The following is a 26,723-nucleotide window of genomic DNA, read 5'->3' as shown; positions in this document are numbered from 1 at the left end:
TTTCCATCTATTTTAATTTCAAAAATTCAACTACTTTTGCCAAATCCCTTGTCCGCTTTGACGGTGGTAGGCTTTTTAAGAAAGTCGAGCCGTATTGTCGCATTACAAGACGAGAGTCACAGATAATCACCGCCCCCCTGTCCGTTACATCGCGGATCAAACGCCCCACACCTTGTTTTAAGGTAATCACCGCTTCGGGAATTTGAATATCATTAAAGGGATCGCCACCTTGCAACTTACAATCTTCCATTCGAGCCTTCAGCAATGGTTCATCGGGTGCGGTAAAAGGCAATTTGTCGATAATCACCAACGACAACGCATCGCCCCGCACATCAATCCCTTCCCAGAAACTTTGCGTTGCAACCAGTACACTATTTGGCTCTGCAACAAACTTCTCAAGCAGACGACTTTTACTGGTTTCCCCTTGCAACAATACGCTCAACGAACTCTGTTCTCTTAAGAAATCCGCTAAACCACGCATCATAAAATAGGACGTACAAAGTAAAAAACAACGCCCATTATTCGCTTCAATCACAGGTTTGAGCAACAGCCCCAATTCCGTCAGTGTATGGGATTTATTCGTATCAGGCAGATAACGTGGCACACAGAGCAACGATTGACGAGCATAATCAAACGGGCTTTGCAACACCATCTGTTCTGCATTCTCAATGCCTAGTCGCTGGCAGAAATGGTCGAACTTTCCGCCGACTTCAAGGGTTGCAGAGGTAAAAATCCAACCAACTTGATTTGCTCTCATCTGCTCACCGAATTTATCGGCGACCGTCAGTGGCGTAATGTGCAAACCGAAGGAACGCCCATTGATTTCATACCAATAACAATAGCCGACAACACTAGTATCGCCCAATCTTTTTAACTGTGCTTTGACTTCAGCCAAACGTTCAAAGATTTTATCCAAGGTTTCTGAACGACCGAGCGATTTTTTCACCACTTCGCTTAAAAAATTAATGTTCTCATTCAGCTTAGCAAAGCCTTCGACCACTTTCGGATCTTGCAAAATTTCACGCAAATTCCCCCGCTTGTTACCGTCCCCTAGCAACAAACGGAAATCCTGCACCACTTTTTGTAGATGATCGGATGCTTTACCCAACTGAGCAAGATCTTTCAACTCTGTACGATAAACAATGTTACTGTCTTTGCAAATATCAAATAATTGACGAGATGTCAGCGATTGCCCAAAGTACTGGCTAGCAATATCGGGCAACTGATGTGCTTCATCAAAAATAATCAGCTCTGCATCAGGGATTAACTCACCAAAGCCTGTTTCTTTCACAGCCATATCGGCACAAAATAGGTGATGGTTCACCACAACCACATCAGCTTCCAACGCCTTGCGTCGAGCTTGTACCACATAGCACTCTTTATAATTCGGGCAATCCGATCCCAAACAGCTTTCTGCCGTCGAAACTAATTGCGGTAAAATCGGACTATCTTCCGCAATGGTGATACATTCGCTCAAATCCCCTGTTTTTGTTCCCGTGTGCCATTTTCGCACCTTCGCCAAATCCGCCAACACCGATTTATCGCCAACCACGCCCATTGCGATCACCTGATCCAACCGCTCTAAACAGAGATAATTAGCACGCCCTTTCAATAACGCTACTTTTCCCTTATATTTCAAGGCTTTTTGAATGGTTGGCAAATCACGATTAAACAACTGATCCTGCAGATTTTTGGAACCCGTAGAAATAATCGTTTTTTTGCCCGATAGCAACGCTGGCACAAGATAAGCAAAGGTTTTCCCCGTTCCCGTCCCTGCTTCAATCACCGCACTTTTGGCAAATTTCACCGCTCTTCCAACCGCTTGTGCCATTTCTAACTGAGCATCTCGCGGGCGAAAACCGTGAATGTTTTGGCTTAACGTGCCTTCGGGGCTAAACGCGTCGGTGATTTTTTCGGATAGTTTCATATGAATTTGGCGATATATCTCAATAATATTAGAGAGATAAATCGCTTGCATTGGATGTTAACAATAAGAGAGATTGGACATTATAGCGATAAAATAGAGAAAACTAAACCTAATCGGACAAGCATGCCAATTTAAATGGAAAAGCTGTCAGATTAGGTTGAATGATCTGCATATACTGCGTCAGTACTTTCAATGTAATTGAGTATTTATGTTCAGATAATTTTCTTAAATATCAGTTCAATCTTCTCTGCATCTTTCACCCCTTTTGCAGACTCCACACCTGAATTCAGATCAACGCCTAAACAGCCTTGTTTTAACGCTTGATCGATATTGTCCAAACCAATTCCACCCGCCAATAACGCTTTGGTTTTAATCTCATTTGGAATCAAAGACCAATCAAACACTTCGCCCGATCCGCCTTGCTTACTGTCCAACACATAACGCTGAACTAATGGATTTTGTTGAAATTGAGTCTGGGCATTCATGGAAATGGCTTTCCAAATTTGAATTTTTCCATCAAAGGCTTCCGCCAATTCTGCAATGTAGGCTTCATCTTCCGAGCCGTGAAGTTGCACGGCAAACAGTTCAAGCTGTTTTGCAATTTTTTCGACAAATCCAACCGCTTGATCTTGGAAAACGCCCACAAAACGCAATGGTGCTTGTACCACAAGTTCTTGTGCTTGGCGGAGTGATAAAGCTCTTGGCGATTTTTCAGCAAAAATCAATCCGCCGTACAATGCGCCTTTCTGATACACTGCTTGTACATCTTGCGGGCGAGTTAAGCCACAAACTTTATTTTCGCCATACACTACCGCACGCACGGCATTATTCAGATCCGCATTGCCCATTAAGCTACTGCCAATTAAAAAGCCGTGGGCAAACGGTTTGATCTCTTGGACTTGTTTATGGTTGTAAATGCCCGACTCACTGATTAAACGAGTCTCTTTCGGAATGCGATCTTGATATTTTTGCACCAAATGCACAATGCGATTCATATCAATGGATAAATCGTGCAAGTTGCGGTTATTCACGCCGATAATCTTCGCCTCTAAGGCTAAAGCCCTTTCAAATTCCGCTTCATTGCTGGTTTCCGTCAGTACGCCCATACCGAGCGAGTGCGCCAACTCGCTTAATTCACGATAGGTGTCATCATCCACCACCGAGAGCATTAATAAAATCGCATCCGCTTGATGAAAACGTGCCAAATAAACTTGGTAAGGTGAGATCATAAAATCTTTGCACAGCACAGGCTGTTCGACTTGCTGGCGAACTTGGTTAATATACGCAAAATCCCCTTGGAAATACTGTTCGTCCGTCAGTACCGAAATTGCCGAAGCATACTGCTTATAGACTTGAGCAATGGCATCTAAATCAAAATCTGCTCGAATCAGCCCTTTTGACGGCGATGCTTTTTTACATTCCAAAATGTAAGCGGGCAGATCATGGGAACCTTTTGCAAGAGCCTGATAAAAACTGCGATCACTTTGGGTTAATTGATGTTGAAATTGGGATAGCGGAAAGGCTTGTTCTTTTTGTTCGATCCAACGGGCTTTGTCTTGAATAATCTTCTGAAGGATAGTGGGTTGATTTTGCATATTTTGTCCTTATATATGGGCAATTCATTTTTATGAACAGAACAATAAAGGACAAACAATGAAAACTCAAGTAAAACAACACTTAACCGATCTCGAAATCGCCTTGCGAGTACATAATCTGTGGGAAGCCATGCCACCGTCTGAAGAAGCCTTAGCCAATGACGAGCCGTTTTGTGTCAGCACACTGTCTGCAACACAGTGGTTACAGTGGATTTTCTTACCGAGAATGCACGCTCTGTTAGAGGCCAATGCAGAATTGCCCCGTAATTTTGCGGTATCGCCTTATTTAGAAGAAGCGTTGAAAGATTTGGATTATCTGCACGCACTTCACGCCCCGTTAGTAAAACTTGAAACCTTGTTGAAAAGCTAATGGAACTTGAAATTCTTTATCGTGATGATGAACTCATTGCGATTAACAAACCTGCAGGAATGTTAGTACACCGCAGTTGGTTGGATAAACATGAAACCGTATTTGCCATGCAGACGTTGCGTGATCAAATCGGGCAACACGTTTTCCCGATTCACCGCTTAGACCGCCCGACTTCCGGCGTGTTGCTCTTTGCCCTGAATAGCGATATGGCTCGCACCATGAGCCAACTGTTTGAACAACATCAGATCCAAAAAAGTTATTTGGCCGTCGTTCGTGGTTATTTGGAAGGGGAAGGACGGATTGACTATCCCTTGAAAGTGCAACTGGATAAAATTGCCGATAAGTTTTCTCAAGAGAAAGAAGCTCAGGATGCGATTACCGATTATAAAGGTTTGGCAACGGTCGAGATGCCTTATCCCGCAGGCAAATTCCAAACGGCACGTTATAGCCTTGTGCAACTGTTTCCGCAAACAGGTAGAAAACATCAGCTTCGCCGTCATATGAAGCATCTGTTTCACCCGATTATTGGCGATACCAACTATGGTGATTTACATCAAAACCGTGCGTTAATCGCTAATACGGGCTGTGATCGTTTATTTTTACACTCCAACTGCTTGCAATTTATTCATCCGAAACATTTGCAAAAGATTGAGATAAACGCACCGCTTGATCAGCAGTGGTTCAGCTTGTTTGAACAGTTTGGGTGGAACTTTAAATAAGAAATAAGGCGTTCAAACTTCTGAACGCCTTATCAAAACATGAATTGGTTAAGGTTTGAATATATCACCGCTATCTATAGATAGGATCCATATTTGAAACGGTAAAGTTACAATATCAGATGCTAAAGTGATTGGCGTTAGTGCTATGGCTGCAAGCGTAGATCCAACGCCATTTATTTGGTATTTTTCCGTCACTAATTTTACGGGAATGGCTTTTCTTAACTTACCTGACTCTGCAATTTGTATATCCGCTTTTTTGTAGAGTTGTCCTTGTAATAGATATTGATGAACATATTGAGTGTTTTTTGGGCATTCAGGACAACGAGACTCAAAGCCTAATTGTTTTAATTTGGCAATTTCAGTCTGAGTATCTGCGGTAGTGTATGATATACTTGCGTTGGTTTTCCAGTTTTTTGCCTCTTTATCTAATTCGACTTGTAACCCATAGGTATTAAAAGTTTCCGGTAATTTTGCATCAATCAATGCTTTGATTTGTTTCGAACTTTCGGCATCCGCGACAAACCAATATTTTTCGCCCATCATTACAAGCTGTTGTGTGGATTTCAGCATACCGAATGCAGTAAGTTTATCACTATCAACTTCCACCATTTCATTACCGGAAGAAATAAGCTCACGATCTCCCCAATTCAGCATAGTAAAACACCCCGATAAAAGGATTGCGCTTAAACTTAACAATAAAAATTTAACCAATTTCATATTTACCTCTCCGATTAATTTATAAACTCTCATCTACTATAATAGTAAAATTATTATTGTCAATTAGGAAAGTATTTTAGCTGGTTCTATGATAAACTGATCAGAGTTCCCAATATTTGTTATTTAATTTGCAAAATTTTAGTAAAAGCCGACCGCCTGCTTAGTGCTTCTAAATTTTTCATCAAATTTAATATGAACTTTACTGAATTTTATTGGACTTAAAGGGGTTCAAAATGGATAATACGCTGTTAAGTTTAACTCATGAACAGCAACAACAAGCCGTTGAACAAATTCAACAGCTTATGCAACAAGGTATCAGCAGTGGTGAAGCCATTGCAATAGTCGCTCAGCAACTGCGTGATGCTCATCAAAAATTAGAGGAAAAATGATGAAAAAGTATCTTTTACTCGCTATGGCATTTGCATCAACTACTGCCCTAGCCAATACTCAGGCAAATACAAATGCCACAACCACTAAAGAAGCAAAACAACCAATAATGAGATTAACCACAATTGATGTAGGTGGAAAAGTTGCTAAATCGTTAAATAGTACCGTTTATTCATTGAGTAAAGCTAATACAACACAATTATGTTGGGAAGTAATCAACATTCCATTTACGGCTAAAAATAAAGTAACGGAAGTATTTACTACTCCAGCTAAATCTAAATTCACTCACCCAGATGCTTCAGTAACAACAAGTAACGAAGATAAAACACATACTATTGTAAGTCATATACCAAGTGTTAATAATGAATTTATTAGAAAATGTTGGAAATTTGATAAAACAGATCCTATTGGTAACTATACATTAGATCTGAAAGTAAATGATATTATTTTCCCTACTCAAAAATTTAGTATCGTAAAATAATATAGATAGGCATATTAATAAGCGTGAAAATAAACATATTTTCACGCTTTTTCTTTAATATAATGATTTTAGTTTGACTAAATTATTTAATAAATACGATTTACTGACTAAATGAGCATTTACATCTTTATCAACTAATGTTTTATCTCTATCTTTATATAATTGAATTAAAACTCTATTTTGTTTATCTAACCGAATAAAATCGGCTAATTGTTGTTCAAATTGATATTGTTCAATCTCTGATAAATTATCTATATTACAAGCGGTTAGTTTTGCGATTTCTTTTGCAATTTTTTCAGGCTGTCCAACTAAATACCCCCGTTGTGCTTTGCTTAAACTACTAAGCCACATACCGTCTTGTTTAGGTAATTCATCTAAAAACTGAAATAACGTTTCTAGTGAACCTTCTTTTAATTCAAATTCCAATTCACAAATAACTTCTTCTCCAAAAGGATTTTTAATTATTCCCTGATCTAATGCCACTTCAATTTTGGCATTATTAAAAGCGACAAGCCATTTTTCTCGGGTAAAATCAGTACTGAAAGTCGCTTGCAATTCATTTTGTAATTGCTCTGCTTGTGCAATTTGCAAATTAAAGTGGGAAACTAACCGCTTGAAATCAGGTTTCTCATTTTCTAAAGGTAAATTATATTCAGGACGAATATGTAAACCACCAATAATTTCACCTTTTGTTTTTAATGTTAATTCAAATTGTTGATTTTTATTTCTGACTCTTAATCCCATTTTATTTTTTGCAAAATAAAGGGACGGAGAATCGTAATAGGTATTACCTAGGATTTCAGTTTCTTGTGAAAGAATAGTTTGCTGAGTTATCCACGTTTTAATTAACGGAATATTTTCTTTCCACAGCATAATTTTTAATTCAATTTCATTTTCCATGTTATGTAACCTATAAAATAAAAAAGCCTATCAACATTGATAGGCTAAATAAGATAATTCACTTACTGATTAGCTGGAGCTACGTTTTGCGCTGGCGCTTGGGAAGTTTGTGCTTTTTGTTTTTCTTCTTCAGTTAAAGTCACACTATTACCCGTTTGTGTACGACGCTGTAATTCGTGATTTTGTAATAATTCATTAATACGGCGTTGTTGGTACTCTAATTGTTCAGCCGTTGGCTGATCTTTAGAAGGTGCGTTGTAGCTTACTTGTTGTACAGAATTTGAGAAAGGTAACGTTTGTAAAACAGGTTGTTCTGTTTGAGCCACTTCGTCATTGCTGTTCATCATGTTAACCCCTAAAACGACGGATAAGCAGACTGATGCAGCAATCCCTGCTTGCATAATTGGCGTGCTCCAACGTTTTAATTTTAATAGCAATCCTTTTGGTTTTTCTTCCGTTTTAACTGCTTCAATTTCTTCGTTTTCAATTAAAGCTGCCATTTTTGCAGAAAAATCGCTACCTAGAATTTGCTCTTCACCACGCATCACACTGCGGATAGTGTGGTAATTTGCCCATGTTTGTTGTAATTCAGCACTGTTACATAAAGTTTCTGCGAAATTGTCGCTTGCTTTATGTCCGTCCATATAGGCGGAAAGTGTTTCTTTATGTTGCATAGATAACTCCAAGGATGTTTTAAATCTGTTGCAAGAGCGGATTGACTTTAGCATCAATCGCTTCCCTTGCTCTAAAAATTCGAGAACGAACTGTACCTACTGGGCATTGCATCGCTTCGGCAATTTCTTCATAACTTAGCCCTTCAAGCTCACGCAAGGTAATTGCGGTTTTCAGCTCGTCTGGTAGGCTTTCAATCGTATCAAATACGACACGTTTTAATTCGTCTGATAACACCAAGTTTTCTGGCGTATCTGCTTCACGTAATTGGATGCCACTGTCGTAACTTTCTGCATCTTCTGCAAGAATATCTTCTTTGGGTGGTCTTCTACCTAAAGCAGTTAAATGGTTTTTTGCTGTATTGACAGCAATTCGATAAAGCCATGTATAAAAAGCACTTTCCCCACGGAAAGAGTTTAATGAACGATAAGCTTTAATAAAAGATTCTTGTACAATATCAGGAATATCGTCTCTTGCGACATAGCGAGTAAGCAATCCTGCCACTCTATTTTGATAACGCACGACGAGTAAATTAAACGCTTTTTTATCACCATTTTGTGCACGTTCAACCAATTCCTGATCGGTTATTTGCTCACTCATCGCTTTGCGTTCTCCTAACTTCTACGCTGTTTTTATTTTTTTCTGATGCACGCTCGTTAGTGTGCGCTAAATTTAAAAAGTTCATAGAAATAATTTAATTGAATAAAATTTAGACCAAAATTTACAAAAGACAGAAAATTGCTGCCTTTTCTGATTGTTATCCTTTTCGACATAACCTTAAAACAAAGGCTATTGTGAGAATTATGCCACAAATCCCATAAAGCAACCAGTTACCGAACTGTGCGAAGATGGTTTGCCCTTTCATCACCGGAACACTTGCTGCCAATGTCGTGGCTTCAAATTGCGGTGCTTGCGAGACAACTTGACCATACGCATCAACAAAAGCTGTAATCCCCGTATTCGTCGCGCGAATAAGTGGTTTGCCTAATTCTAATGCACGCATTCTTGCCATTTGGAAATGTTGCCATGGCCCCATACTTGCGCCAAACCACGCATCATTTGAAATGGTAATCAAATAGTCAGAGTTATGGGCTTGTTGATTTTGCTGTACTTGATGAGTAAAGATAATCTCATAACAAATTGCCATATTAAATCGGTGATTTGCCACCAGTAATGGCTGTTGGATAAAGTCACCTTTCGATAAATTGATCGGCAAGACAAAAACATCTCGCATCCAATCCAACAAATTGCCAAAAGGCACATATTCCCCAAAAGGCACTAAATGGTGTTTGTTATAACGTGGCGATTGAGTCAGTGAGTAAGGTTGCGCTTTATTCCCCAAGACTGTGGCACTGTTAAATAATCCTTGTGGAGATTGATGTAATGTTCCGATGATAATCTCACTGCCTACCTGTTCGCCTATATGGTGAAGTTGTTGCATCAATGGCTCAATTTGTTCTTCTAACGCAGGAATCGCAGATTCAGGCAAGATAATCACTTGATATTTACCTAGCACAGACTGAATTAATTGTTCATAGGTTCTGACCGTATAATTAAAATGAGCAGGATCCCATTTCATTTTTTGCTCAATATTCCCTTGAACTAAGGCGATAGACAACGGCGCTTTTTGCTCATCGACTTCCACGAATTTTAAAAATTGTGTGCTATATCCAACCCCTAAAAGTAGCAATAATGTCACAATACAAGCGGTCGGATTCGTGGCTTTTTTTGCAAATTGTCTAACAAAATAAACCAAATAGCCACTGACAACCATGATAAAGAAAGTCACGCCTTCCACACCTAATATCGGTGCAATGCCTAAAAATGGGCTATCGACTTGACTATATCCGAATTGCAACCACGGAAACCCTGTGAAAACCACGCCACGTAAATATTCCGTCAACGTAAAAATCACCGCAATTACCCAAGGATTTTTTAGCTGAAAGCGTTGAATAAGATAGGCAAAAAGCAATGGGTATAACGCTAAATAGCACGCTAACAGTAATACGGCTAAATAACTCACAAATTCAGGCACGCCACCGAATTGGGTCATGCTGACTTGAACCCAATTTACGCCAATCGCAAAATAGCTTACCGCCCAAAGAAAAGCACCGAGTAGAGCCTGCTTTTTATGTTCAGATGTCGCAAGCCAAATTAGCCCTGTTGCAGATAAAAAGGCAACAATCCAATAGTCAAATGGGGAATAGGCTAATGTCCCTATTCCCCCTGAAATCACAGCGATGAAACAAGCGGTGAGATTTGATGATTTTTTTACAATACTCATTCTGAACTTTTCTCTTGAGACATAAGCTCCAGTTGTTCATCTGTCACTGTGACACGTAATTGAATCAAACGGCGACTATCCGCTGATGTCACTTTAAATACCACACCATCAAGTTCGATTTCTTCACCACGTTTCGGTAAATGCCCGAACGCTTGCATCACTAAACCACCCACGGTATCGACTTCTTCATCATCAAATTGTGTCGCAAACTGTTGATTAAAACGTTCAATATCCGTTAAGGCTAATACCGCATAAGTATGTTGAGATAATTGACGAATCGGTTCAATTTCTTCTTCATCAAACTCATCTTCAATATCGCCTACGATTTGTTCTAAAATATCTTCAATCGTAACCAAACCAGACACTGCCCCAAACTCATCGACCACAATCGCCATGTGAAAACGCTCTGAACGGAACTCTTTCAACATTCTATCTACACGCTTACTTTCAGGCACAATGACGGCAGGGCGTAAAATTTCGCCCATATTAAATGGCTCTGAATCAGTACGCAGATATTTTAATAAATCTTTTGCAAGTAAAATGCCTTCAATCGTATCTTTACCCCCACGAATCACGGGAAAGCGAGAGTGCGCAGACTCAATAATAATATCTACACAGGCATCTAACGGTTGTTCTGCATCAATAAAAATAATCTGTGGACGCGGAATCATAATGTCACGAACACGCAGTGAAGAAATCTCCATCACCCCTTCGATCATCTCTTTAGTATCTGAATCAATTAATTCATTTTCTGCTGAATCTCGGATAACTTCGACTAAATCTTCACGATTTTTCGGTTCTTGTTGAAATAATCCACCGAATAACGATTTTAAAAAGGATTTTTTCTCTTGCGTCTGTGCGCTTTGCTGATCATCACTCATATTATGTACTCATATACAAAGAAAACAGCATGAAATTACCATAATTCAACTGAAAAATCGACAGAGATTGAAGATTCTCACTTTCTATTTACAAAAATTTAGCATAGGATATGCGCGTTTTTACCCCAAATACCCATTCCCTTTTAGGAGATTATTTATGAAATTAGGTAAAATTACCCTTGCAATCGTAGCTCTCGCTTTTAGTGCAAATAGTTTTGCAGGCACCATCACAGGCTCTTCAAACATTAATTTTCTAGCTTTTGATGGACAAAAAGTGAAGAAAAACACGGTATTACAAGTGAACGATACGAACCAACATCAAGTAGTTGTCGAAGTTTCAAGTATCTATCAATCAGGTTCTGATAGTAACTTCTATGAATCTGCGCCACTCGTGTTAACCTTCACAGGAAGCCAAGAAGATATTCAAATTAGTGCCCCAGCACTACGCAATGATGTGGATGTGGAAAAATTCAAAAAATCCCCTAGTTTCAAAGTACAAACTGCATCAGGCAAAACCCTTGAACATAAACAAGATGAGCTAAAAGGCGAAGGTTTTATGCCAAATGCAAATATTGTGGATAACCTTGCAAATTACAATGCTGGTAATGGCGTTGCGGCAGTCAAATCCTTTGCAGTCTCGGCTATGCCAATGGCGATTGCGGGTGGTTCAAATAAAGTCACTAAAGGTAAAGTAATGGTTCAAGGCGAAAATATTGCTGAACAACAGTTACAATACTGGTTCCAACAAGCTGATAAAGAAACCCAAAAACGTTTCTTAGATTGGGCGAAAAAACAGTAATAAACCAGAAGCACCTTTATTTCGTATAAAGGTGCTTTTTTATCTCTCTTATCTCTCCATTTAATCTCGCGAAATTAACTCCCTAGCATTCAAAATTACTTTAATTTAAGGTAAAATCCAACGCAATTTTTTCTAAGAAAAAGAATTTTATGAGTAAAAAAACCAAAGTGGCTTCAAACACAATTGCCTTAAATAAACGTGCCAGACACGAATATTTTATCGAAGAAGAAATTGAAGCTGGTCTAGAATTACAAGGCTGGGAAGTAAAATCCCTGCGAGCAGGCAAAGCCAATATCGGCGATAGCTATGTCACTTTCCGTAATGGCGAAGCCTTTTTGTTCGGTGGCACTATTACCCCGTTAAATGTCGCTTCTACCCATATTGTGTGCGATCCAACCCGTACCCGTAAATTATTGTTAAACAAGCGTGAATTAGACACACTTTATGGTAAAGTCAGTCGTGACGGATTTACCGTTATCGCCCTGTCGCTCTACTGGAAAAATGCGTGGGCGAAAGTCAAAATCGGCTTGGCGAAAGGGAAAAAACTGCACGATAAGCGTGAAGATATTAAAGACCGTGAGTGGCAAGTTGCTAAACAGCGGATTATGAAGAATGCGAATAGGTAGGAAATCCCCCCTAGCCCCCCTTTTTCAAAGGGGGGAATGTTAAGGAATATTTATGGAACCTTATCTATTCCAACTTAAACCAAATGCAAGAACATTACGCAATACGATGACAAAGGCAGAACATATCTTATGGTCTAGATTGAAGAAAACAACTTTTAGATCTGCAATTTTATCGTCAGAAGCCAATTTTAACTTATATTGTTGATTTTTATTGCCCAAAAGCAAAGCTCGTCATTGAACTTGATGGTAGTCAACATTATGAAGTAGAGCATATAGAAGCAGATAAAATAAGAGATCGAGCATTAAACTCAGTAGGATTGTATGTGTTGCGTTTCAATAATAGGGAAGTTATTTTTAGTATTGAAAATGTGATTGCACATATTACTCAAATTATCGAAAAACGAATATAAAACCAATTAACCTTTTTCTTAGTTCCCCCCTTTGAAAAAGGGGGGCTAGGGGGGATTTTATAAGGACACTAAAATGATCGACCAAAACCTTCTGCGTACGAACCTTGAGGAAGTCGCACAAATTTTAAAACTCAAACGTAACTTCAACCTTGATGTTGCTCGTGTTACCAGCCTTGAAGAACAACGCAAAGCATTACAAGTTAAAGCAGAAAATTTACAGGCAGAGCGTAATGCTCGCTCAAAAAATATCGGTGCGGCGAAAGCACGTGGTGAAGATATTTCTGCGTTATTAGCAGAAGTGGATTCAATGGGAAATGAACTTGATTCTGCAAAAGTGGAATTAGATAAAGTCCAAGCGGAAATTCGTGAGTTGTTATTAAACATTCCTAACCTACCAGCCGATGAAGTGCCTGTGGGTAAAGACGACAGCGAAAATCTCGAAGTCTCTCGCTGGGGTACGCCACGTCAATTTGATTTTGAAATCAAAGATCACGTTACCCTTGGCGAAGGCTTAGGCGGTTTGGATTTCCCTGCCGGTGTTAAATTAACAGGAAGCCGTTTCGTTGTAATGAAAAGCGGTATCGCACGTTTACACCGTGCTTTATCTCAATTTATGTTGGATTTACATACAGAACAACACGGCTATGTGGAAACCTATGTGCCTTATCTTGTCAACCACGACACCCTTTACGGCACAGGGCAATTACCAAAATTCGGCGAAGATTTATTCCATACTCAGCCGTTAGAAGGACAAGATCCGAACGCAGTACAAAAACCTTACGCTTTAATCCCAACAGCAGAAGTTCCGGTAACCAATCTTGTGCGTGATGAGATCTTAGACGAAGAAAGTTTACCACTGAAACTGACCGCTCACACCCCGTGCTTCCGTTCAGAAGCAGGCTCTTACGGTCGTGATACTCGTGGTTTAATCCGTATGCACCAGTTCGATAAAGTGGAAATGGTACAAATCGTCGCCCCTGAAAAATCAATGGAAGCCCTTGAAGAATTAACAGGACACGCAGAAAAAGTGTTGCAGTTGCTCAACCTTCCATACCGCAAAATGTTACTCTGCTCTGGTGATATGGGCTTTGGTTCAAGCAAAACCTACGATTTAGAAGTGTGGCTACCGGCACAAAATACCTACCGTGAGATTTCATCTTGCTCAAATATGTGGGATTTCCAAGCTCGCCGTATGCAAGCACGTTGCAAAGCGAAAGGGGATAAGAAAACTCGCTTAGTTCATACCCTAAATGGTTCAGGTTTAGCCGTTGGACGTACGCTTGTTGCAGTGCTTGAAAACTACCAAAATGCAGATGGTTCAATTACTGTGCCTGAAGTGTTGAAACCATATATGGGTGGTGTAGAGATTATTAAATAATCCTTTTAACAAAAATGGCTAACATCTCTGTTAGCCATTTTTGTACTTGAGTAACATTAGCTATGCAGTTTCTTTTTGGAAATTTTTCCAAATGTAATATCCATTCACACACACAACAAAAATATTCAACCCTGTGACAGGGAAAGAGCCAATCAAAATACCATAAATAACAAAACAGACTGCGCCTAATGCATTTACTAAACGTAGTTTAATGACATCTTTTAACAAAAACGATCCCGCAACTAAAATCATTGCAACATAACCTAAAATTTCAATACTATCCACTTTATATTCTCCCCATAAATAATGAATGGAGTTATTTTACCTATTCTTTTTTCCTTTGTCGGCAAGCCTTTGAAAAGCAAAGGTTTGCGTGAAAAAAATTTACAAAACTCATGAATTTTAACTGCTTTTTTACAATAAATAAGGTACAATTCACGGCATTGTTGTACTAGTAAAGTAGTATTTTAAATGGATGCATTATTACCTTTTTTAAGTGAGATTTTCACTAATATTACGTGGATAGGCGCATTAGAGCTTGGATTAATCTATGCACTTGTTGCATTAGGTGTACTTATTTCTTACAAGATTCTCGATTTCCCTGATTTAACTGCGGACGGTTCTTTTCCATTAGGAGGTGGCGTTTGTGTACTCTGTATTCTGAACCAAGTTGATCCTTGGGTTGCAACATTACTAGGGATGTTTGCAGGCGCAACGGCGGGGATGATTACAGCAAGTTTGCATATTGGCTTTAAAATCGAAAAATTATTAGCCAGCATTTTGATGATGATTGCCCTATATTCGATTAACTTACGTATTATGGGTAAGCCAAATGTCTCTTTACTTGGCGATCCTACGGTTTATGACAGTATTACCGCTCAAGATGATGTGCAACTTGCGATTGTACGTTTATTAATTGCAATTTTGGTTGTCATTATTGCCAAGCTATTATTTGATTTATTTTTTGCCACTCAAGTTGGCTTAGCAGTCAGAGCCACTGGTACTAATCCACGCATGGCAAAAGCACAAGGAATTGCTATTAATAAAATGACCTTACTAGGCATGGCGATTTCGAATGGGCTAATTGCACTTGCAGGTGCATTATACGTGCAAAGTAACGGGGGATTTGATATCTCTATCGGCGTTGGCACTATTGTGATTGGTCTAGCTGCAGTTATTATCGGTGAAGCGATTTTTTCTGCTAAACGTATTATTTGGCTCACATTTGCCGTCATTATCGGCTCGATTCTTTATCGTTTCTTTATCGCATTAGCGTTAAATAATGAAACCTTAAGTGGCATCGGCTTTGGTCCACAGGATCTTAACTTAATCACCGCATTATTAGTGGTTGCTGTACTTGCTTTACCTAAATTCAAACACAAATTCAAAATGAAAGGGAGTAAATAATGATTGAACTAAATAATTTATTTATCACCTTTAACAAAGGCACGGTCATCGAAAATCCGGTGTTACGTGGACTAACGCTTAATGTAGCAGAAGGGGAATTTGTGTCTGTGATCGGTAGTAATGGCGCGGGTAAATCAACCTTATTAAATGCCATTAGCGGTGACTATCCGATTGATTCTGGTGAAATTTTTATTCAGGGTAAAGAAGTCAGCCATACTACTAGCTGGCAACGTGCTAATCTCGTTGCTCGAGTGTTTCAAGACCCAATGGCAGGCACTTGTGAAGCTCTAACCATTGAAGAAAATATGGCTCTTGCCTATCAACGCGGTAGAAAACGTAGCTTAGGTTTTGCCCTTAATCGCCAATTAAGAGATCTGTTTAAAGAAAAGTTGTCACTTCTTGGGCTCGGTTTAGAAAATCGTCTGACTGACCAAATGGGTAGACTTTCAGGCGGGCAACGACAAGCGGTAAGTTTATTGATGGCATCATTACAGCCCTCTAATATTCTATTACTCGATGAGCATACTGCCGCCCTTGATCCCAAAACAACCGCTTTCGTTCTAGAATTAACGAATAAAATTGTACGAGAACAAAAGCTCACGACATTAATGGTCACACACTCTATGCGACAAGCATTAGATTATGGTGATAGAACCGTGATGCTCCACCAAGGGCAAGTTGCCTTTGATGTCGCAGGAGAAGCTCGTAAAAAAATGGATGTCCCTGATTTATTACGCTTATTTGAGCAAAGCCGTCACGAAAAACTGAGTGATGACGGATTATTATTAGAGAGTTAAGATAGAAAGACTAATTTCGTTTGGAGTTAGTCTTTTTTATTATTGGAGAATGAGATGAACATTGTTATCGCCCCTGATTCTTTTAAAGAAAGTTTAACCGCACTTGAAGTAGCGCTTGCGATTAAAACAGGTTTTGAGCGAATTTTTCCACAGGCTGAATATCATCTTGCTCCGATGGCAGACGGTGGTGAAGGCTCGGTTCAATCACTTGTTGATGCCACTCAAAGTTATTTGCAAAAAACGGCGGTAATCGCACCGCTTGCAAATCAAGTTGAAGCCACTTGGGGATTGTCGGGCGATAAACAAACTGCATTTATTGAAATGGCGGCAGCATCAGGATTGCACCTTGTTCCACCTGAACAACGAAATCCGTTAATCACGACGAGCTATGGTACTGGTGAGTTAATCAAAGCAGCTTTATCTCTCGGTGTTAAGAAGATTATTCTTGGCATTGGTGGTAGTGCAACTAACGATGCTGGCGTAGGTATGTTACAAGCATTGGGCATCCGATTTCTTAATGTCGAACAGAAAGAAATCGGCTTCGGTGGCGAGCAATTAGCTTCTCTTGCTTATATTGATATGACAGGATTAGATCCGCGTTTAGCTCAAGTAGAAATAGAAGTTGCTTGTGATGTCAATAATCCGCTATGTGGTGAGCAAGGAGCTTCCGCTATTTTTGGTCCACAAAAAGGAGCAACTCCGGAAATGGTGAAAAAATTGGATTCCGCTTTAGCTCACTTTGCTCAAGTCGTTGAAAACCAATTAGGAAAAAATATAGCTCACCATGCTGGGGCTGGCGCTGCAGGTGGTATGGGAGCAGGATTATTGCTCTTACCTAACGTTACATTAAAATCAGGTGTACAAATCATTATTGAAGCCACTGCTCTTAAAGAAAAGATTCAGCAAGCTGATTTAGTAATTACAGGCGAAGGCAGAATGGATTCTCAGTCAGTGGCAGAGAAAACACCGATTGGTGTGGCAAAACTTGCTAAACAATTTAATAAACCTGTGATTGCGATTGTAGGAAGTCTTAGGGAGGATTATCCAATCGTTTATCAACATGGAATTGATGCTGTTTTTCCAATTATCCGACAGTTAACAAGCCTAGAGATACTATTACAACAAGGCCATGATAATTTAATATCAACGGCAGAAAATATTGCAAGAACAATTAGACTTGGCTTAGCTTATTAAATAAAAATGCAGAAATTTTCCTTTCTGCATTTTCTAAGATAGACTACACACCATACTGCTCTCGATATGCTCTCATTTTCGCCAAATACGGCGCATATTGTTCCGATTGTTCAATAAATTGCAGTAAGTCGTCAAAATCAATAATCGAAAAAACCTGACAGCTGTAATCACGTTCTACTTCCTGAATTGCTGAAAGTTCGCCTTTGCCTTTTTCTTTACGGTTTAATGCAATCATCACACCCGCTAAGGTTGCATGATTGGCTTGAATGATTTCCATGGATTCACGAATTGCTGTGCCTGCGGTAATTACATCGTCCACCAATAAAATTTTACCTTTTAACGGGCTACCGATAAGATTTCCGCCTTCGCCGTGATCTTTAACTTCTTTGCGATTAAAGCAACAAGGCTTATCGACATCAAACTGATTCGCTAACGCTACAGCCACAGTAGTTGCAATCGGAATGCCTTTGTAAGCAGGTCCGAATAACACATCATAGTCAATTTTGCTAGCTTGGATCGCTTCGGCGTAATATTCGCCCAATTTGGCGAGATCTCTGCCGGTATTAAATAATCCTGCATTAAAGAAGTAAGGGCTTTGTCTGCCTGATTTTAAGGTAAATTCGCCGAATTTAAGCACATTTCGGCTTAAGGCAAATTCGATAAAGTCGTGTTTGTATTGTTGCATTGTTATTTTCCTTATATTTATTCGGTATTATGATTATGTGACACTTACACAAATATCTGATTTTTCGTAGGGGCGGGGTTTATCCCCGCCCGTAAACAATTACTGATATTCAGGCGGGAATAAACCCCGCCCCTACGCAACTTTTCTTAAAATTGGCTATTGTGCGACTGCTACATAATACTGTATTTATTCTCGCGTAATCCACTCTACCGTCCAGCTGCCCGTTCCTTCCGGTACAAGCACATCGGTTAAATAGGGTAAAATCTTTTTCATTTGGCTTTCTAACTGCCACGGTGGATTAATCACAATCATACCGCTTGCCGTCATACCACGTTGGTCTGAGTCAGGGCGAACGGCTAATTCAATCTGTAAAATTTTGCGGATCCCCGTTTCAACTAAGCCTCGTACGATACGTTTGGTGTGTTGGCGAAGCACCACAGGGTACCAAATCGCATAAACGCCTGTGGCAAAGCGTTTGTAGCCTTCTTCAATGGCTTTTACCACCAGCTCATAATCTTCTTTTAATTCATAAGGCGGATCGATCAGCACCAAGCCACGCTTTTCTTTTGGCGGTAAGGCTGATTTTAACTGCTGGAAGCCGTTTTCTCGTTTTGTCACCACATTAGGTGTTTTGGCAAATTCATTGCGAAGTAGTGGGAAGTCGTTAGGGTGTAACTCTGTGAGTAAAGCCCTATCTTGTGGACGTAATTGTTGCACAGCAAGCAACGGCGAGCCTGCGTAAAAACGCAGTTTATCTTTGTTAATTTTTTTGATTTCATTTAGGTATAACGCAACTTCTTCGGGTAGATCGGTTCTCTCCCAAAGACGAGCAATACCTTCAATATATTCCCCTGTTTTTTCCGCTTCGCTACTTTGCAAGCTATAACGCCCTACGCCCGAATGGGTATCAAGGTAGAAAAAGCCTTTTTCTTTTTGCTTTAAAGCGTGCAAGATGAGGGTTAAAACGATATGTTTAAGGACATCGGCGTGGTTGCCTGCGTGAAAACTGTGACGATAACTCAGCATTTTGATTCTCTTTCTTGTAAAATGACGGCATTTTAGCTTATTTAGCCGTTTTAAACTATGCAGAAAACATTAAAGATTGAAAAAGGTTGGTTGTTAAATACCAAGCAAGTACTCTCTCCACACTTTAATCCAAGGCCCTATCAGGATGATATTTCTCTTTTGGTGATTCATTATATCAGCCTGCCACCTGATGAATTTGGCTGTGATTTTATTGATCGTTTTTTTGAAGGCACGTTAGACCCAACCCTTCACCCCTACTTTGAAGAGATTAAAGATTTACGGGTTTCCGCTCATTGTTTAATTAATCGAGAAGGTCAGATTACCCAATATATTAATTTTAACGATATGGCTTGGCACGCTGGCGTTTCTTGTTTTGAAGGACGTGAAAAATGCAATGAGTTTTCTATCGGAATTGAGCTGGAAGGCAGTAACAATCAACCTTTTACAGAGGCGCAATATCAAACCTTAGCTAACCTTACGCAAGTGATTATGCAAGCCTATCCACAAATCACACCTGAGCGTATTGCAGGTCACAATCAAATTGCCCCAGAACGAAAAATCGACCCGGGACAGTATTTTGATTGGGAATATTATCGTTCATTGCTTTAATCACAAGCGGTTAGATACGCTGAAAAATTTGCAAAATACTCCCCGAATCTGACCGCTTGTCTCTAAAGTAATCCTAATACTTTACGTCCGTTAATACTTGCAATGTTTGCCATTTCCTCTAAGTTGGTAAAACGGCAACCCGCTGAAAGTAAGCTCAACTCTTGCCACATATCGCCTTCACAGAGAGGAACCATGTAGTCACAGATATTGTCCGTTCCGATTGCCACCGTAATGCCTTCTGGGATCATTTCATCTGCTGGGGTTAAAGCATTGTGGAAAGGCAACACTTCATCTTTACGCGGACTGTCAATCCATGCCATCGGACAAGCAATCATCATCATATCTACGGATTTCATTTTCTTATATAGCATCTGACGATACTCTCTTGGATGTGCGCCGATTGAGATACCATGAATCGCCACGACTCGACCTTGCATACCATGCTCTAGAGCCTTATCACACAACTGCTCTGTCTCTTTTTCTTTCTGGTTATTGAATTGATCCACATGGACATGCAACATTTTGCCTTGAGATTTTGCCGTTTCCATTAAAATGTCCATAGCTTCTAATCCCTTGCCATAATCTAATTCATCACGATATGGCAAACCACCAATCATATCCACCATTTCTGAACCAATATCAAACCACTTGCGCGCATTTGGCTCAATCACGCCTTTTAACGTCTGGTTGGCAAATTTTAAAATAATATCGTTTTTATAGACTTCACGTGCTTTATGTGCGGCTAAAATCGCTCTGTCTTCACACACTTGGTCAATATCAACAAAGGTGCCAAACGCCGTTACCCCTTGCGAAATCATCAATTCAATCGCTTGACTGAAGCGACGATAGTAGTCATCAACACTTGAATTACGCTTGACTTCATCAACCAAGTCCCATTTTTGCTGTAAATTCGCATTTTGATAAATTTTGATTTTTTCAGGGGTCATCGTAAAAGCCCTATCTGCGTGGGCATGGGAGTTTACCCAGCCGCCTTTTTTAATTACTTCATCACGAATATGGCTTTTTAATGTACGAATTAACTGGCTCATTGCTTATCCTCTTGACTCAAATTTTGGGCAAAAAAAAAGATCTCTAAAATGAGAGATCTTGATTTAAAAATAAAAAAATAGCTAAACCTCGTTTAACGGTAAGGTTTAGCTTTAAAAAATATGTGTTGGATAATGTTTGGTACGTTTGCATTTCTAGTTCCTTTTTGGCACTAGGCGCGTAGTATATGTTTTCTATCGTCAAAATGCAAACGTTTGCTTTTAAACAAGCGGTCTGTTTTGCGTAAAAATTTGCAAATTTAACGCAATAGCTTATTAATAACACGACTGACCGCAAAAAAACCGAAAGTTGCCGTCACCATGGTTGCTGCGCCAAAGCCATTGGCACAGTTCATCGTAGCAGACACTTCGCAGCCCTCACTCATTTTTGGAAAAATCAATGGCTGGGTTGAAAACACGCAATCAATACCAAATTTCCGCTTTGGATTTTGGCTGAAGTTATACTCTTTGCGTAACAAGCTACGGACTTTTGAAGCCAGCGGATCTTGAATGGTCTTGCTTAAATCGGTAATTTGTATTTGGGTCGGATCAGTTTGCCCCCCTGCTCCGCCTGTGGTGATGATTTTAATTTTATTACGCTTACAAAAAGCAATTAAAGCCGCTTTCACCTTAACGCTATCAATCGCATCAATCACATAATCATAGTCACGTAACAAATAGTCACTCAAATTATCTTGCGTTAAGAAATCATCAATAATCGTCACATTGCATTCTGGGTTAATTTTGGTAATGCGTTCTTGCATGACTTCGGTTTTCAGTTTACCGATTTCGCCTGACATGGCATGAATTTGGCGATTGATATTGGTCACGCAAATATCATCCATATCAATCAAGGTAAGTTTCCCCACGCCTGAACGCGCCAAAGCTTCCACCGCCCAAGATCCAACACCACCGATACCAATTACACACACATGTGATTGGCGTAGCTTTGCTAATCCTTCAGGCGTATAAAGGCGACCGATTCCGCCAAAACGTTGTTCATAGTTATCTATTCTTGTCATATTCATGCAATACCATTCTTAATATTCTCAAGCTCTTCCCAACGTTCAAACGCTTGCTCTAATGCCATTTCCGTATCCGCTAATTTTTGTAACTGAGCTTGAGTATAGCTCGGATCTTTAGCAAAGAAATCCGCACTATTCACTTCGGCTTGTAAGGCTTCAATTTCTGCTTCAAACTGTTCCATTTTTTCAGGCAGGGCTTCTAATTCTCGTTGCTCTTTATAAGAAAGTTTGACTTTTTTAGCGGTATCTTGTCTTGGCTTTTCAGGTTCAACAAGCGGTGCTTTCTCTTCCATTTTTTGCACATTTTTCGTTGAATCTGACCGCTTGTTTGCTTCTAATGTAGCAAAATAATTCGCCTGTTGTTGCTTCGCATCGTGGTAGCCACCAATATATTTATTCACAATCCCTTCGCCTTCAAAGATGTAGCATTCCGTTGCGGTATTGTCGATAAATTGACGGTCGTGGCTGACAATAATCAAAGTGCCTTGATAATCCGCCAACATCTCTTCCAGTAGCTCTAAGGTTTCTACATCAAGGTCGTTGGTAGGTTCGTCCAAAATCAGTAGGTTATTTGGTTTCAGCAATAATTTAGCTAATAACAAGCGGTTACGTTCACCGCCCGATAAGGCTTTGACTGGGGTCATAGCCCGTTTCGGTGGAAATAGGAAGTCTTGCAAATAACCAAGCACGTGGCGTTTTACCCCATTGATTTCAATATCTTGTTTGCCGTCCGCCACGTTATCCATTACCGTTTTTTCAGGATCAAGCTCTGCACGGTATTGATCGAAATAAGCCACTTCTAACTTAGTGCCACAACGTACCGTCCCTGCGGTTGGCTGAATTTCGCCGAGCAACAACTTAATCAATGTCGTTTTGCCGATCCCATTCGCCCCAATAAAAGCAATTTTATCGCCACGTAAAATCGTGGTGCTGAAGTTTTTCAGCAAGGTTTTACCAGCCACTTCGTAGCTGGCATTTTCCACTTCAAACACAATTTTGCCTGATCGAGCGGTCTGATCGAGCTGGATTTTTACCGTACCTTGTACTTCTCGGCGTGCTTTACGTTCTTCTCGTAAGGCTTTCAAGGCTCGCACACGCCCTTCATTACGGGTTCGGCGAGCTTTAATCCCTTGACGGATCCAAACTTCTTCTTGGGCTAATTTTTTATCAAACAGCTCATTTTGTAAGGCTTCTACACGCAGATCTTCGGCTTTAGTTTCAAGGTAAACATCGTAATTACTAGGATAGGAAACTAATTTTCCCCGATCTAAATCGACGATACGAGTTGCCATTTTGCGAATAAAAGCACGGTCGTGAGAGATAAAAATAATACTGCCTTTAAACTCTAACAACAGATTTTCTAACCAAGCAATCGTATCCACATCTAAATGGTTGGTCGGTTCGTCCAACAGTAACACATCTGGATCCGCCACCAATGCACGAGCCAACGCCGCACGGCGAACCCAACCGCCCGACAGCTCGCACAACCGTTTTTCAGGATCAAGTTCTAATAGCTTCAAGGTATCTTGAATACGGTTTTCAAACTGCCAACCGTTAGCGTGTTCCAGTTGAGCCTGAACTTGCGAAAGTTGCGACATCAGCGTATCGCTGTAATCTGTCAGCATTTGTTGCGAAATGTGGTGATATTGCTTTAAAAGATCGGCTAAATGTGCGATCCCTTCTGCGACATAATCAAAAACGGTATCTTCTATATGACGGGGTGGATCTTGTTCTAAACGGGTGACAACAATATCTTTTTCAAAAATCAATTTGCCATCGTCTAACTGAACTTCGCCAGCCAGCACTTTCATTAAGGTCGATTTGCCTGCCCCGTTTCGTCCGACAAGACAGACACGTTCGCCCTGTTCAATATGTAATTCAGTATGATCAAGTAGTGGATGATCGCCAAAGCCTAAATAGGCGTTAGAAAGGTTAATTAAAGCCATAGAATATCTGTTGAAATAAAAATTTCGCAAATTTTAGCAGTTTTCCTACCGCTTGTAAGCGGTTAGATTGGCGTAAGGTTTTGCAAATAAAACAAAAACAGCATAAACCGAAATTTATGCTGTTGTTCATTATTCGAAAGTGATCATCTGATGATCGGCAAATTGCGGATAAAGCTGTGCTAACAGCTGTCCACTCGGCAAAACCAATTCAGGACTGATTTCATATAACGGCACAATCACAAACTCTCGGTTGTGCATATCATAATGGGGAACAGTTAGGCGTTCGCTTTGAATTTGTTCATTGCCATAGAGCAAAATATCAAGATCAAGGGTGCGTTCGCCCCAACGACGCAAGCGAACTCGTCCTTGTTCGTTCTCAATACGTTGTAACTTATCCAATAATGCGATAGCGGTGAGATCCGTATCAAATTTTACCACGGCATTCACATAATCAGGTTGATCCTGTGGGCCGAGTGGTTTACTGCCGTAAAAAGAGCTGACTTTCAGATTTTTTGCAAAAGTTTGCAACGAAACGACCGCTTGCTTAAGTTGAGCAAGCGGATTTTCTAAGTTAGAGCCAAGGGCAACATAAACGGTTGTCACTATTCTTCCCCTTTTACGACTTTCTTTTTACAGTTGAATTTACGGCGTGGACGACGTTTTTTCTTCGGTTCGTCGTCTCTAAGGGGAGGTAAATGCTTGACGTTTTTTAACATTTCCGCACGTTGTGCTTCATTGCTAAATTGATATTCGTGCCACCACGCACTTAATTCGACTAAATCGCCACCTTCAATTTCAGCTCTCATCACGAGTAAATCAAAACCTGCACGGAATTTGATGTGCTCAAGTGTTTGTTGTGGACGTTTGCCTGTGCGTTTTGGAAATTGGAACTGTAACGACCAAATATCACGAATAACCGTGGTATAACGACGATGTAATGCAACCGCTTTAACGCTCTCCACCAAAATTTCATTGGCTGCCAACATCATTGCATCATGGCTGTTTAGACCACCTTCGTTTTTCAATTCATCAATTTTCTCGCGTAGCGGATACCAAAGTAAAGCGGCAAATAAAAAGGCTGGATTAACCCGTAAATCATCACGAATACGTTCATCGGTGGAATTGAGAGCCTTGCTAATCATTCGTTCGCTGTTACTGTCGCCATATTCGGTAAAAAATGGGCTTAATACAGGGAAAAGTTGTTCAAATAAACCATATTTGCGTAGTAATTCGTAGGTTTTGTGACCATAACCCGATTGCAATAATTTCAACGACTCATCAAACAGGCGAGCAGCAGGAATGTTTTTGAGTAACACCGCCATTTTGCGAATAGGCTCGTCACTCGCTTTATCTAGGAACATATCCAGTTTTGCCATAAAGCGAATTGCACGCAACATTCGTACAGGATCTTCTTGATAACGAGTAACAGGATCGCCGATCAGCACAAGTTTTCCTGCTTTCAGATCGTCTATGCCGTTGAAAAAATCGTAGATCAAATTATGGCTAACATCATAGTAAAAAGCATTGACGCTAAAATCACGACGCTCCGCATCTTCCCTAAGTGTGCCGTAAACATTATCCCGCAACAGCATTCCTGCTTCGCTGGTTTTCGACATTTTTTCGGTCGCATTGCTGTGATGATCAGCTCGGAATGTGGCAACTTCGTAAATCTCACGCCCAAAGACGATATGAGCCAAGCGGAAACGCCGTCCGATTAGGCGACACTGGCGACCAAAGATTTTTTGAATTTCTTCTGGGCGAGCATTGGTCGCAATATCAAAATCTTTGGCTTTTTGACCTAGTAATAAATCTCGAATACAACCGCCAACCATATAGGCTTCATAGCCATTTTTCTGAAGTTTATTGATAATGGCAATGGCGTTACTTGGAAAATCTTTTGGCGAAATACCGTAATGCCCTGCAGGTTGGGTAAATTTTTTATGCAGAATATGGGACGGTACGGCTTGTTGCTTATGGTTCGATTTTTTCTTGGGTGTATGTCGGTGCGGTTCAGTCAATTCTGGGGCTGAACGCATTGGGCGAGCAACTTTCTTCGCTTGATCTGTTTCAACAAGCGGTGAGTTTGTATCCTTTTTTTTACGACTAAAAAAAGATTTGATGTAATTTAAAATAGATCACCTCAATTATATTACATGATAGGGTGGAATTTCTCCCACCCTACTTAATTAACCGCCCATCTGTTTTTCACGTAGCTCTGCAAGGGTTTTGCAATCTACGCAAAGTTCTGCCGTTGGACGAGCCTCTAAACGTTTTAAGCCGATTTCAATGCCACAAGTATCGCAATAGCCGTAGTCGCCTTCATCTAACTTGATTAAGGTCTGTTCAATACGTTTGAGCAATTTACGTTCACGATCACGGTTGCGTAATTCAAGGCTAAACTCTTCTTCTTGCGTTGCACGGTCAGCAGGATCAGCAAAGTTCGTCACCTCATCTTGCATTTGACTTTTAGTGCGCTCAGCCTCTTCCATAATTTGAGCGTGCCATGCTTTTAAAATTTTGCGGAAATGCTCAATTTGAGCTTCGCTCATATATTCTTCATCCTTACCTAATTGGTAAGGTGAGACACCCGCAAGGGCTAATAAACTTAAAGAAGTGGGTTTTGCCACTGTCATAATTCACTCCTGTTTTATTGGAATTTTCTTCCCTAATTTACTACGCGACTTTTTAGGGGTGCTTTGAAAGCGCGTATAAATAGCAGAACTCTGCCTTTTTAGCAAATATATTTTGTATAAAAAGCGAAATTTCTCACATTTTATTTGCTTTTTAAATTGTGATTTTAACGCTACCGCAAACGTTTGCTTAATGCTATACTTGCACCAGT

Annotated in this window: 28 protein-coding genes and 1 pseudogene; 12 read left to right on the top strand and 17 right to left on the bottom strand. The window is 40.1% G+C overall.

The window, feature by feature from the left end; genetic code table 11:
• Nucleotides 1-7: 7 nt before the first annotated feature.
• A complete protein-coding gene (gene yoaA / locus EXH44_RS09320) occupies nucleotides 8-1,927 on the bottom strand; it encodes a DNA repair helicase YoaA (RefSeq protein WP_162857223.1) in 1,920 nt (639 codons plus the stop codon).
• Between the two features lie 212 nt (nucleotides 1,928-2,139).
• A complete protein-coding gene (gene trpCF, locus EXH44_RS09315; protein ID WP_162857221.1) occupies nucleotides 2,140-3,522 on the bottom strand; it encodes a bifunctional indole-3-glycerol-phosphate synthase TrpC/phosphoribosylanthranilate isomerase TrpF in 1,383 nt (460 codons plus the stop codon).
• Nucleotides 3,523-3,580: 58 nt separating this feature from the next.
• On the opposite strand from trpCF, the gene EXH44_RS09310 reads away from it, so the two are divergent.
• Entirely contained in the window at nucleotides 3,581-3,892 is a 312-nt protein-coding gene (locus EXH44_RS09310) for a YqcC family protein (RefSeq protein ID WP_162857220.1), read from the top strand.
• On the top strand, nucleotides 3,892-4,611 hold the full coding sequence (gene truC, locus EXH44_RS09305) for a tRNA pseudouridine(65) synthase TruC (protein ID WP_162857218.1): 720 nt from the start codon (nucleotides 3,892-3,894) through the stop codon (nucleotides 4,609-4,611). The genes EXH44_RS09310 and truC overlap by 1 nt, the downstream gene beginning before the upstream one ends.
• A 48-nt stretch (nucleotides 4,612-4,659) precedes the next feature.
• Here the strand turns inward: truC and EXH44_RS09300 are convergent, their stop codons facing one another.
• On the bottom strand, nucleotides 4,660-5,328 hold the full coding sequence (locus tag EXH44_RS09300; RefSeq protein WP_162857217.1) for a YidX family protein: 669 nt from the start codon (nucleotides 5,326-5,328) through the stop codon (nucleotides 4,660-4,662).
• A gap of 233 nt (nucleotides 5,329-5,561) precedes the next feature.
• On the opposite strand from EXH44_RS09300, the gene EXH44_RS09295 reads away from it, so the two are divergent.
• Together EXH44_RS09295 and EXH44_RS09290 are read left to right on the top strand one after the other, a co-directional pair.
• Nucleotides 5,562-5,717 carry a YoaH family protein gene (locus tag EXH44_RS09295; RefSeq protein ID WP_162857216.1) on the top strand — a complete coding sequence of 52 codons (156 nt, stop codon included), beginning with the start codon at nucleotides 5,562-5,564 and terminating at the stop codon, nucleotides 5,715-5,717.
• Nucleotides 5,717-6,196 (top strand): pseudouridine synthase, encoded by a 480-nt coding sequence (locus tag EXH44_RS09290; RefSeq protein WP_162857214.1) that lies wholly within the window; start codon nucleotides 5,717-5,719, stop codon nucleotides 6,194-6,196. The genes EXH44_RS09295 and EXH44_RS09290 overlap by 1 nt, the downstream gene beginning before the upstream one ends.
• A 54-nt stretch (nucleotides 6,197-6,250) precedes the next feature.
• Here the strand turns inward: EXH44_RS09290 and EXH44_RS09285 are convergent, their stop codons facing one another.
• The 5 genes from EXH44_RS09285 to corC form a co-directional block, all read right to left on the bottom strand.
• Nucleotides 6,251-7,096 carry a CYTH domain-containing protein gene (locus tag EXH44_RS09285; protein WP_162857213.1) on the bottom strand — a complete coding sequence of 282 codons (846 nt, stop codon included), beginning with the start codon at nucleotides 7,094-7,096 and terminating at the stop codon, nucleotides 6,251-6,253.
• Nucleotides 7,097-7,158: 62 nt separating this feature from the next.
• On the bottom strand, nucleotides 7,159-7,770 hold the full coding sequence (locus EXH44_RS09280; RefSeq protein WP_162857212.1) for a sigma-E factor negative regulatory protein: 612 nt from the start codon (nucleotides 7,768-7,770) through the stop codon (nucleotides 7,159-7,161).
• Between the two features lie 19 nt (nucleotides 7,771-7,789).
• On the bottom strand, nucleotides 7,790-8,368 hold the full coding sequence (rpoE, locus tag EXH44_RS09275; protein ID WP_135672999.1) for an RNA polymerase sigma factor RpoE: 579 nt from the start codon (nucleotides 8,366-8,368) through the stop codon (nucleotides 7,790-7,792).
• Between the two features lie 157 nt (nucleotides 8,369-8,525).
• Complete coding sequence (gene lnt / locus EXH44_RS09270) at nucleotides 8,526-10,052, bottom strand: apolipoprotein N-acyltransferase (RefSeq protein ID WP_162857211.1); 1,527 nt, start codon at nucleotides 10,050-10,052, stop codon at nucleotides 8,526-8,528.
• Entirely contained in the window at nucleotides 10,049-10,933 is an 885-nt protein-coding gene (gene corC / locus EXH44_RS09265) for a CNNM family magnesium/cobalt transport protein CorC (protein WP_162857210.1), read from the bottom strand. The genes lnt and corC overlap by 4 nt, the downstream gene beginning before the upstream one ends.
• Before the next feature lie 157 nt (nucleotides 10,934-11,090).
• Here corC and EXH44_RS09260 point away from each other — a divergent pair, with 157 nt between their 5' ends.
• The 4 genes and pseudogenes from EXH44_RS09260 (at nucleotide 11,091) to serS (ending at nucleotide 14,146) form a co-directional block, all read left to right on the top strand.
• On the top strand, nucleotides 11,091-11,732 hold the full coding sequence (locus EXH44_RS09260; RefSeq protein WP_162857209.1) for a curli polymerization inhibitor CsgI-related protein: 642 nt from the start codon (nucleotides 11,091-11,093) through the stop codon (nucleotides 11,730-11,732).
• A 149-nt stretch (nucleotides 11,733-11,881) separates the two neighbouring features.
• A complete protein-coding gene (smpB, locus tag EXH44_RS09255) occupies nucleotides 11,882-12,358 on the top strand; it encodes an SsrA-binding protein SmpB (protein WP_162857208.1) in 477 nt (158 codons plus the stop codon).
• Between the two features lie 52 nt (nucleotides 12,359-12,410).
• Nucleotides 12,411-12,768: pseudogene (locus EXH44_RS09250) on the top strand (endonuclease domain-containing protein).
• Nucleotides 12,769-12,841: 73 nt separating this feature from the next.
• Nucleotides 12,842-14,146 (top strand): serine--tRNA ligase, encoded by a 1,305-nt coding sequence (gene serS / locus EXH44_RS09245; RefSeq protein WP_162857207.1) that lies wholly within the window; start codon nucleotides 12,842-12,844, stop codon nucleotides 14,144-14,146.
• 60 nt (nucleotides 14,147-14,206) lie between these two features.
• Here the strand turns inward: serS and EXH44_RS09240 are convergent, their stop codons facing one another.
• Nucleotides 14,207-14,431 carry a YgjV family protein gene (locus EXH44_RS09240; protein ID WP_162857206.1) on the bottom strand — a complete coding sequence of 75 codons (225 nt, stop codon included), beginning with the start codon at nucleotides 14,429-14,431 and terminating at the stop codon, nucleotides 14,207-14,209.
• A 186-nt stretch (nucleotides 14,432-14,617) separates the two neighbouring features.
• On the opposite strand from EXH44_RS09240, the gene EXH44_RS09235 reads away from it, so the two are divergent.
• From EXH44_RS09235 to EXH44_RS09225, 3 genes are read left to right on the top strand one after another with little or no spacing between them, the layout of a single operon-like run.
• The gene (locus tag EXH44_RS09235) at nucleotides 14,618-15,553 is read left to right on the top strand and encodes an ABC transporter permease (RefSeq protein ID WP_162857205.1); all 936 of its coding nucleotides are present in this window, start codon (nucleotides 14,618-14,620) and stop codon (nucleotides 15,551-15,553) included.
• Nucleotides 15,553-16,350, top strand: coding sequence for an ABC transporter ATP-binding protein (locus EXH44_RS09230; protein ID WP_162857203.1), 798 nt, complete (start codon nucleotides 15,553-15,555; stop codon nucleotides 16,348-16,350). The genes EXH44_RS09235 and EXH44_RS09230 overlap by 1 nt, the downstream gene beginning before the upstream one ends.
• A gap of 54 nt (nucleotides 16,351-16,404) precedes the next feature.
• Nucleotides 16,405-17,544 (top strand): glycerate kinase, encoded by a 1,140-nt coding sequence (locus EXH44_RS09225; RefSeq protein ID WP_162857202.1) that lies wholly within the window; start codon nucleotides 16,405-16,407, stop codon nucleotides 17,542-17,544.
• 43 nt (nucleotides 17,545-17,587) lie between these two features.
• Here EXH44_RS09225 and pyrE read toward each other — a convergent pair whose 3' ends face one another.
• On the bottom strand, nucleotides 17,588-18,229 hold the full coding sequence (pyrE, locus tag EXH44_RS09220; RefSeq protein ID WP_162857201.1) for an orotate phosphoribosyltransferase: 642 nt from the start codon (nucleotides 18,227-18,229) through the stop codon (nucleotides 17,588-17,590).
• A 186-nt stretch (nucleotides 18,230-18,415) separates the two neighbouring features.
• Entirely contained in the window at nucleotides 18,416-19,255 is an 840-nt protein-coding gene (locus EXH44_RS09215) for a 23S rRNA (adenine(2030)-N(6))-methyltransferase RlmJ (protein WP_162857200.1), read from the bottom strand.
• Between the two features lie 57 nt (nucleotides 19,256-19,312).
• On the opposite strand from EXH44_RS09215, the gene ampD reads away from it, so the two are divergent.
• Nucleotides 19,313-19,864 carry a 1,6-anhydro-N-acetylmuramyl-L-alanine amidase AmpD gene (gene ampD / locus EXH44_RS09210; RefSeq protein ID WP_162857199.1) on the top strand — a complete coding sequence of 184 codons (552 nt, stop codon included), beginning with the start codon at nucleotides 19,313-19,315 and terminating at the stop codon, nucleotides 19,862-19,864.
• A gap of 62 nt (nucleotides 19,865-19,926) precedes the next feature.
• Here the strand turns inward: ampD and EXH44_RS09205 are convergent, their stop codons facing one another.
• The 6 genes from EXH44_RS09205 to dksA form a co-directional block, all read right to left on the bottom strand.
• Complete coding sequence (locus EXH44_RS09205; RefSeq protein ID WP_162857198.1) at nucleotides 19,927-20,913, bottom strand: amidohydrolase family protein; 987 nt, start codon at nucleotides 20,911-20,913, stop codon at nucleotides 19,927-19,929.
• A gap of 257 nt (nucleotides 20,914-21,170) precedes the next feature.
• Nucleotides 21,171-21,932 carry a tRNA cyclic N6-threonylcarbamoyladenosine(37) synthase TcdA gene (gene tcdA / locus EXH44_RS09200; protein WP_162857566.1) on the bottom strand — a complete coding sequence of 254 codons (762 nt, stop codon included), beginning with the start codon at nucleotides 21,930-21,932 and terminating at the stop codon, nucleotides 21,171-21,173.
• A 2-nt stretch (nucleotides 21,933-21,934) separates the two neighbouring features.
• Entirely contained in the window at nucleotides 21,935-23,881 is a 1,947-nt protein-coding gene (locus EXH44_RS09195) for an ABC transporter ATP-binding protein (protein WP_162857197.1), read from the bottom strand.
• Nucleotides 23,882-24,010: 129 nt separating this feature from the next.
• Nucleotides 24,011-24,484 carry a 2-amino-4-hydroxy-6-hydroxymethyldihydropteridine diphosphokinase gene (gene folK, locus EXH44_RS09190; RefSeq protein ID WP_162857196.1) on the bottom strand — a complete coding sequence of 158 codons (474 nt, stop codon included), beginning with the start codon at nucleotides 24,482-24,484 and terminating at the stop codon, nucleotides 24,011-24,013.
• A complete protein-coding gene (gene pcnB / locus EXH44_RS09185; protein WP_244238721.1) occupies nucleotides 24,484-25,917 on the bottom strand; it encodes a polynucleotide adenylyltransferase PcnB in 1,434 nt (477 codons plus the stop codon). Before pcnB ends, folK begins: the two co-directional genes overlap by 1 nt.
• Nucleotides 25,918-26,067: 150 nt before the next feature.
• The gene (dksA, locus tag EXH44_RS09180) at nucleotides 26,068-26,514 is read right to left on the bottom strand and encodes an RNA polymerase-binding protein DksA (protein ID WP_162857195.1); all 447 of its coding nucleotides are present in this window, start codon (nucleotides 26,512-26,514) and stop codon (nucleotides 26,068-26,070) included.
• Between the last annotated feature and the right edge of the window lie 209 nt (nucleotides 26,515-26,723).

It is taken from the genome of Actinobacillus indolicus (assembly GCF_004519515.1).
Classification (GTDB): domain Bacteria; phylum Pseudomonadota; class Gammaproteobacteria; order Enterobacterales; family Pasteurellaceae; genus Glaesserella; species Glaesserella indolica_A.
Note: the sequence above shows the minus strand (reverse complement) of the source record. Positions and strands in the feature narration are given on the sequence as shown.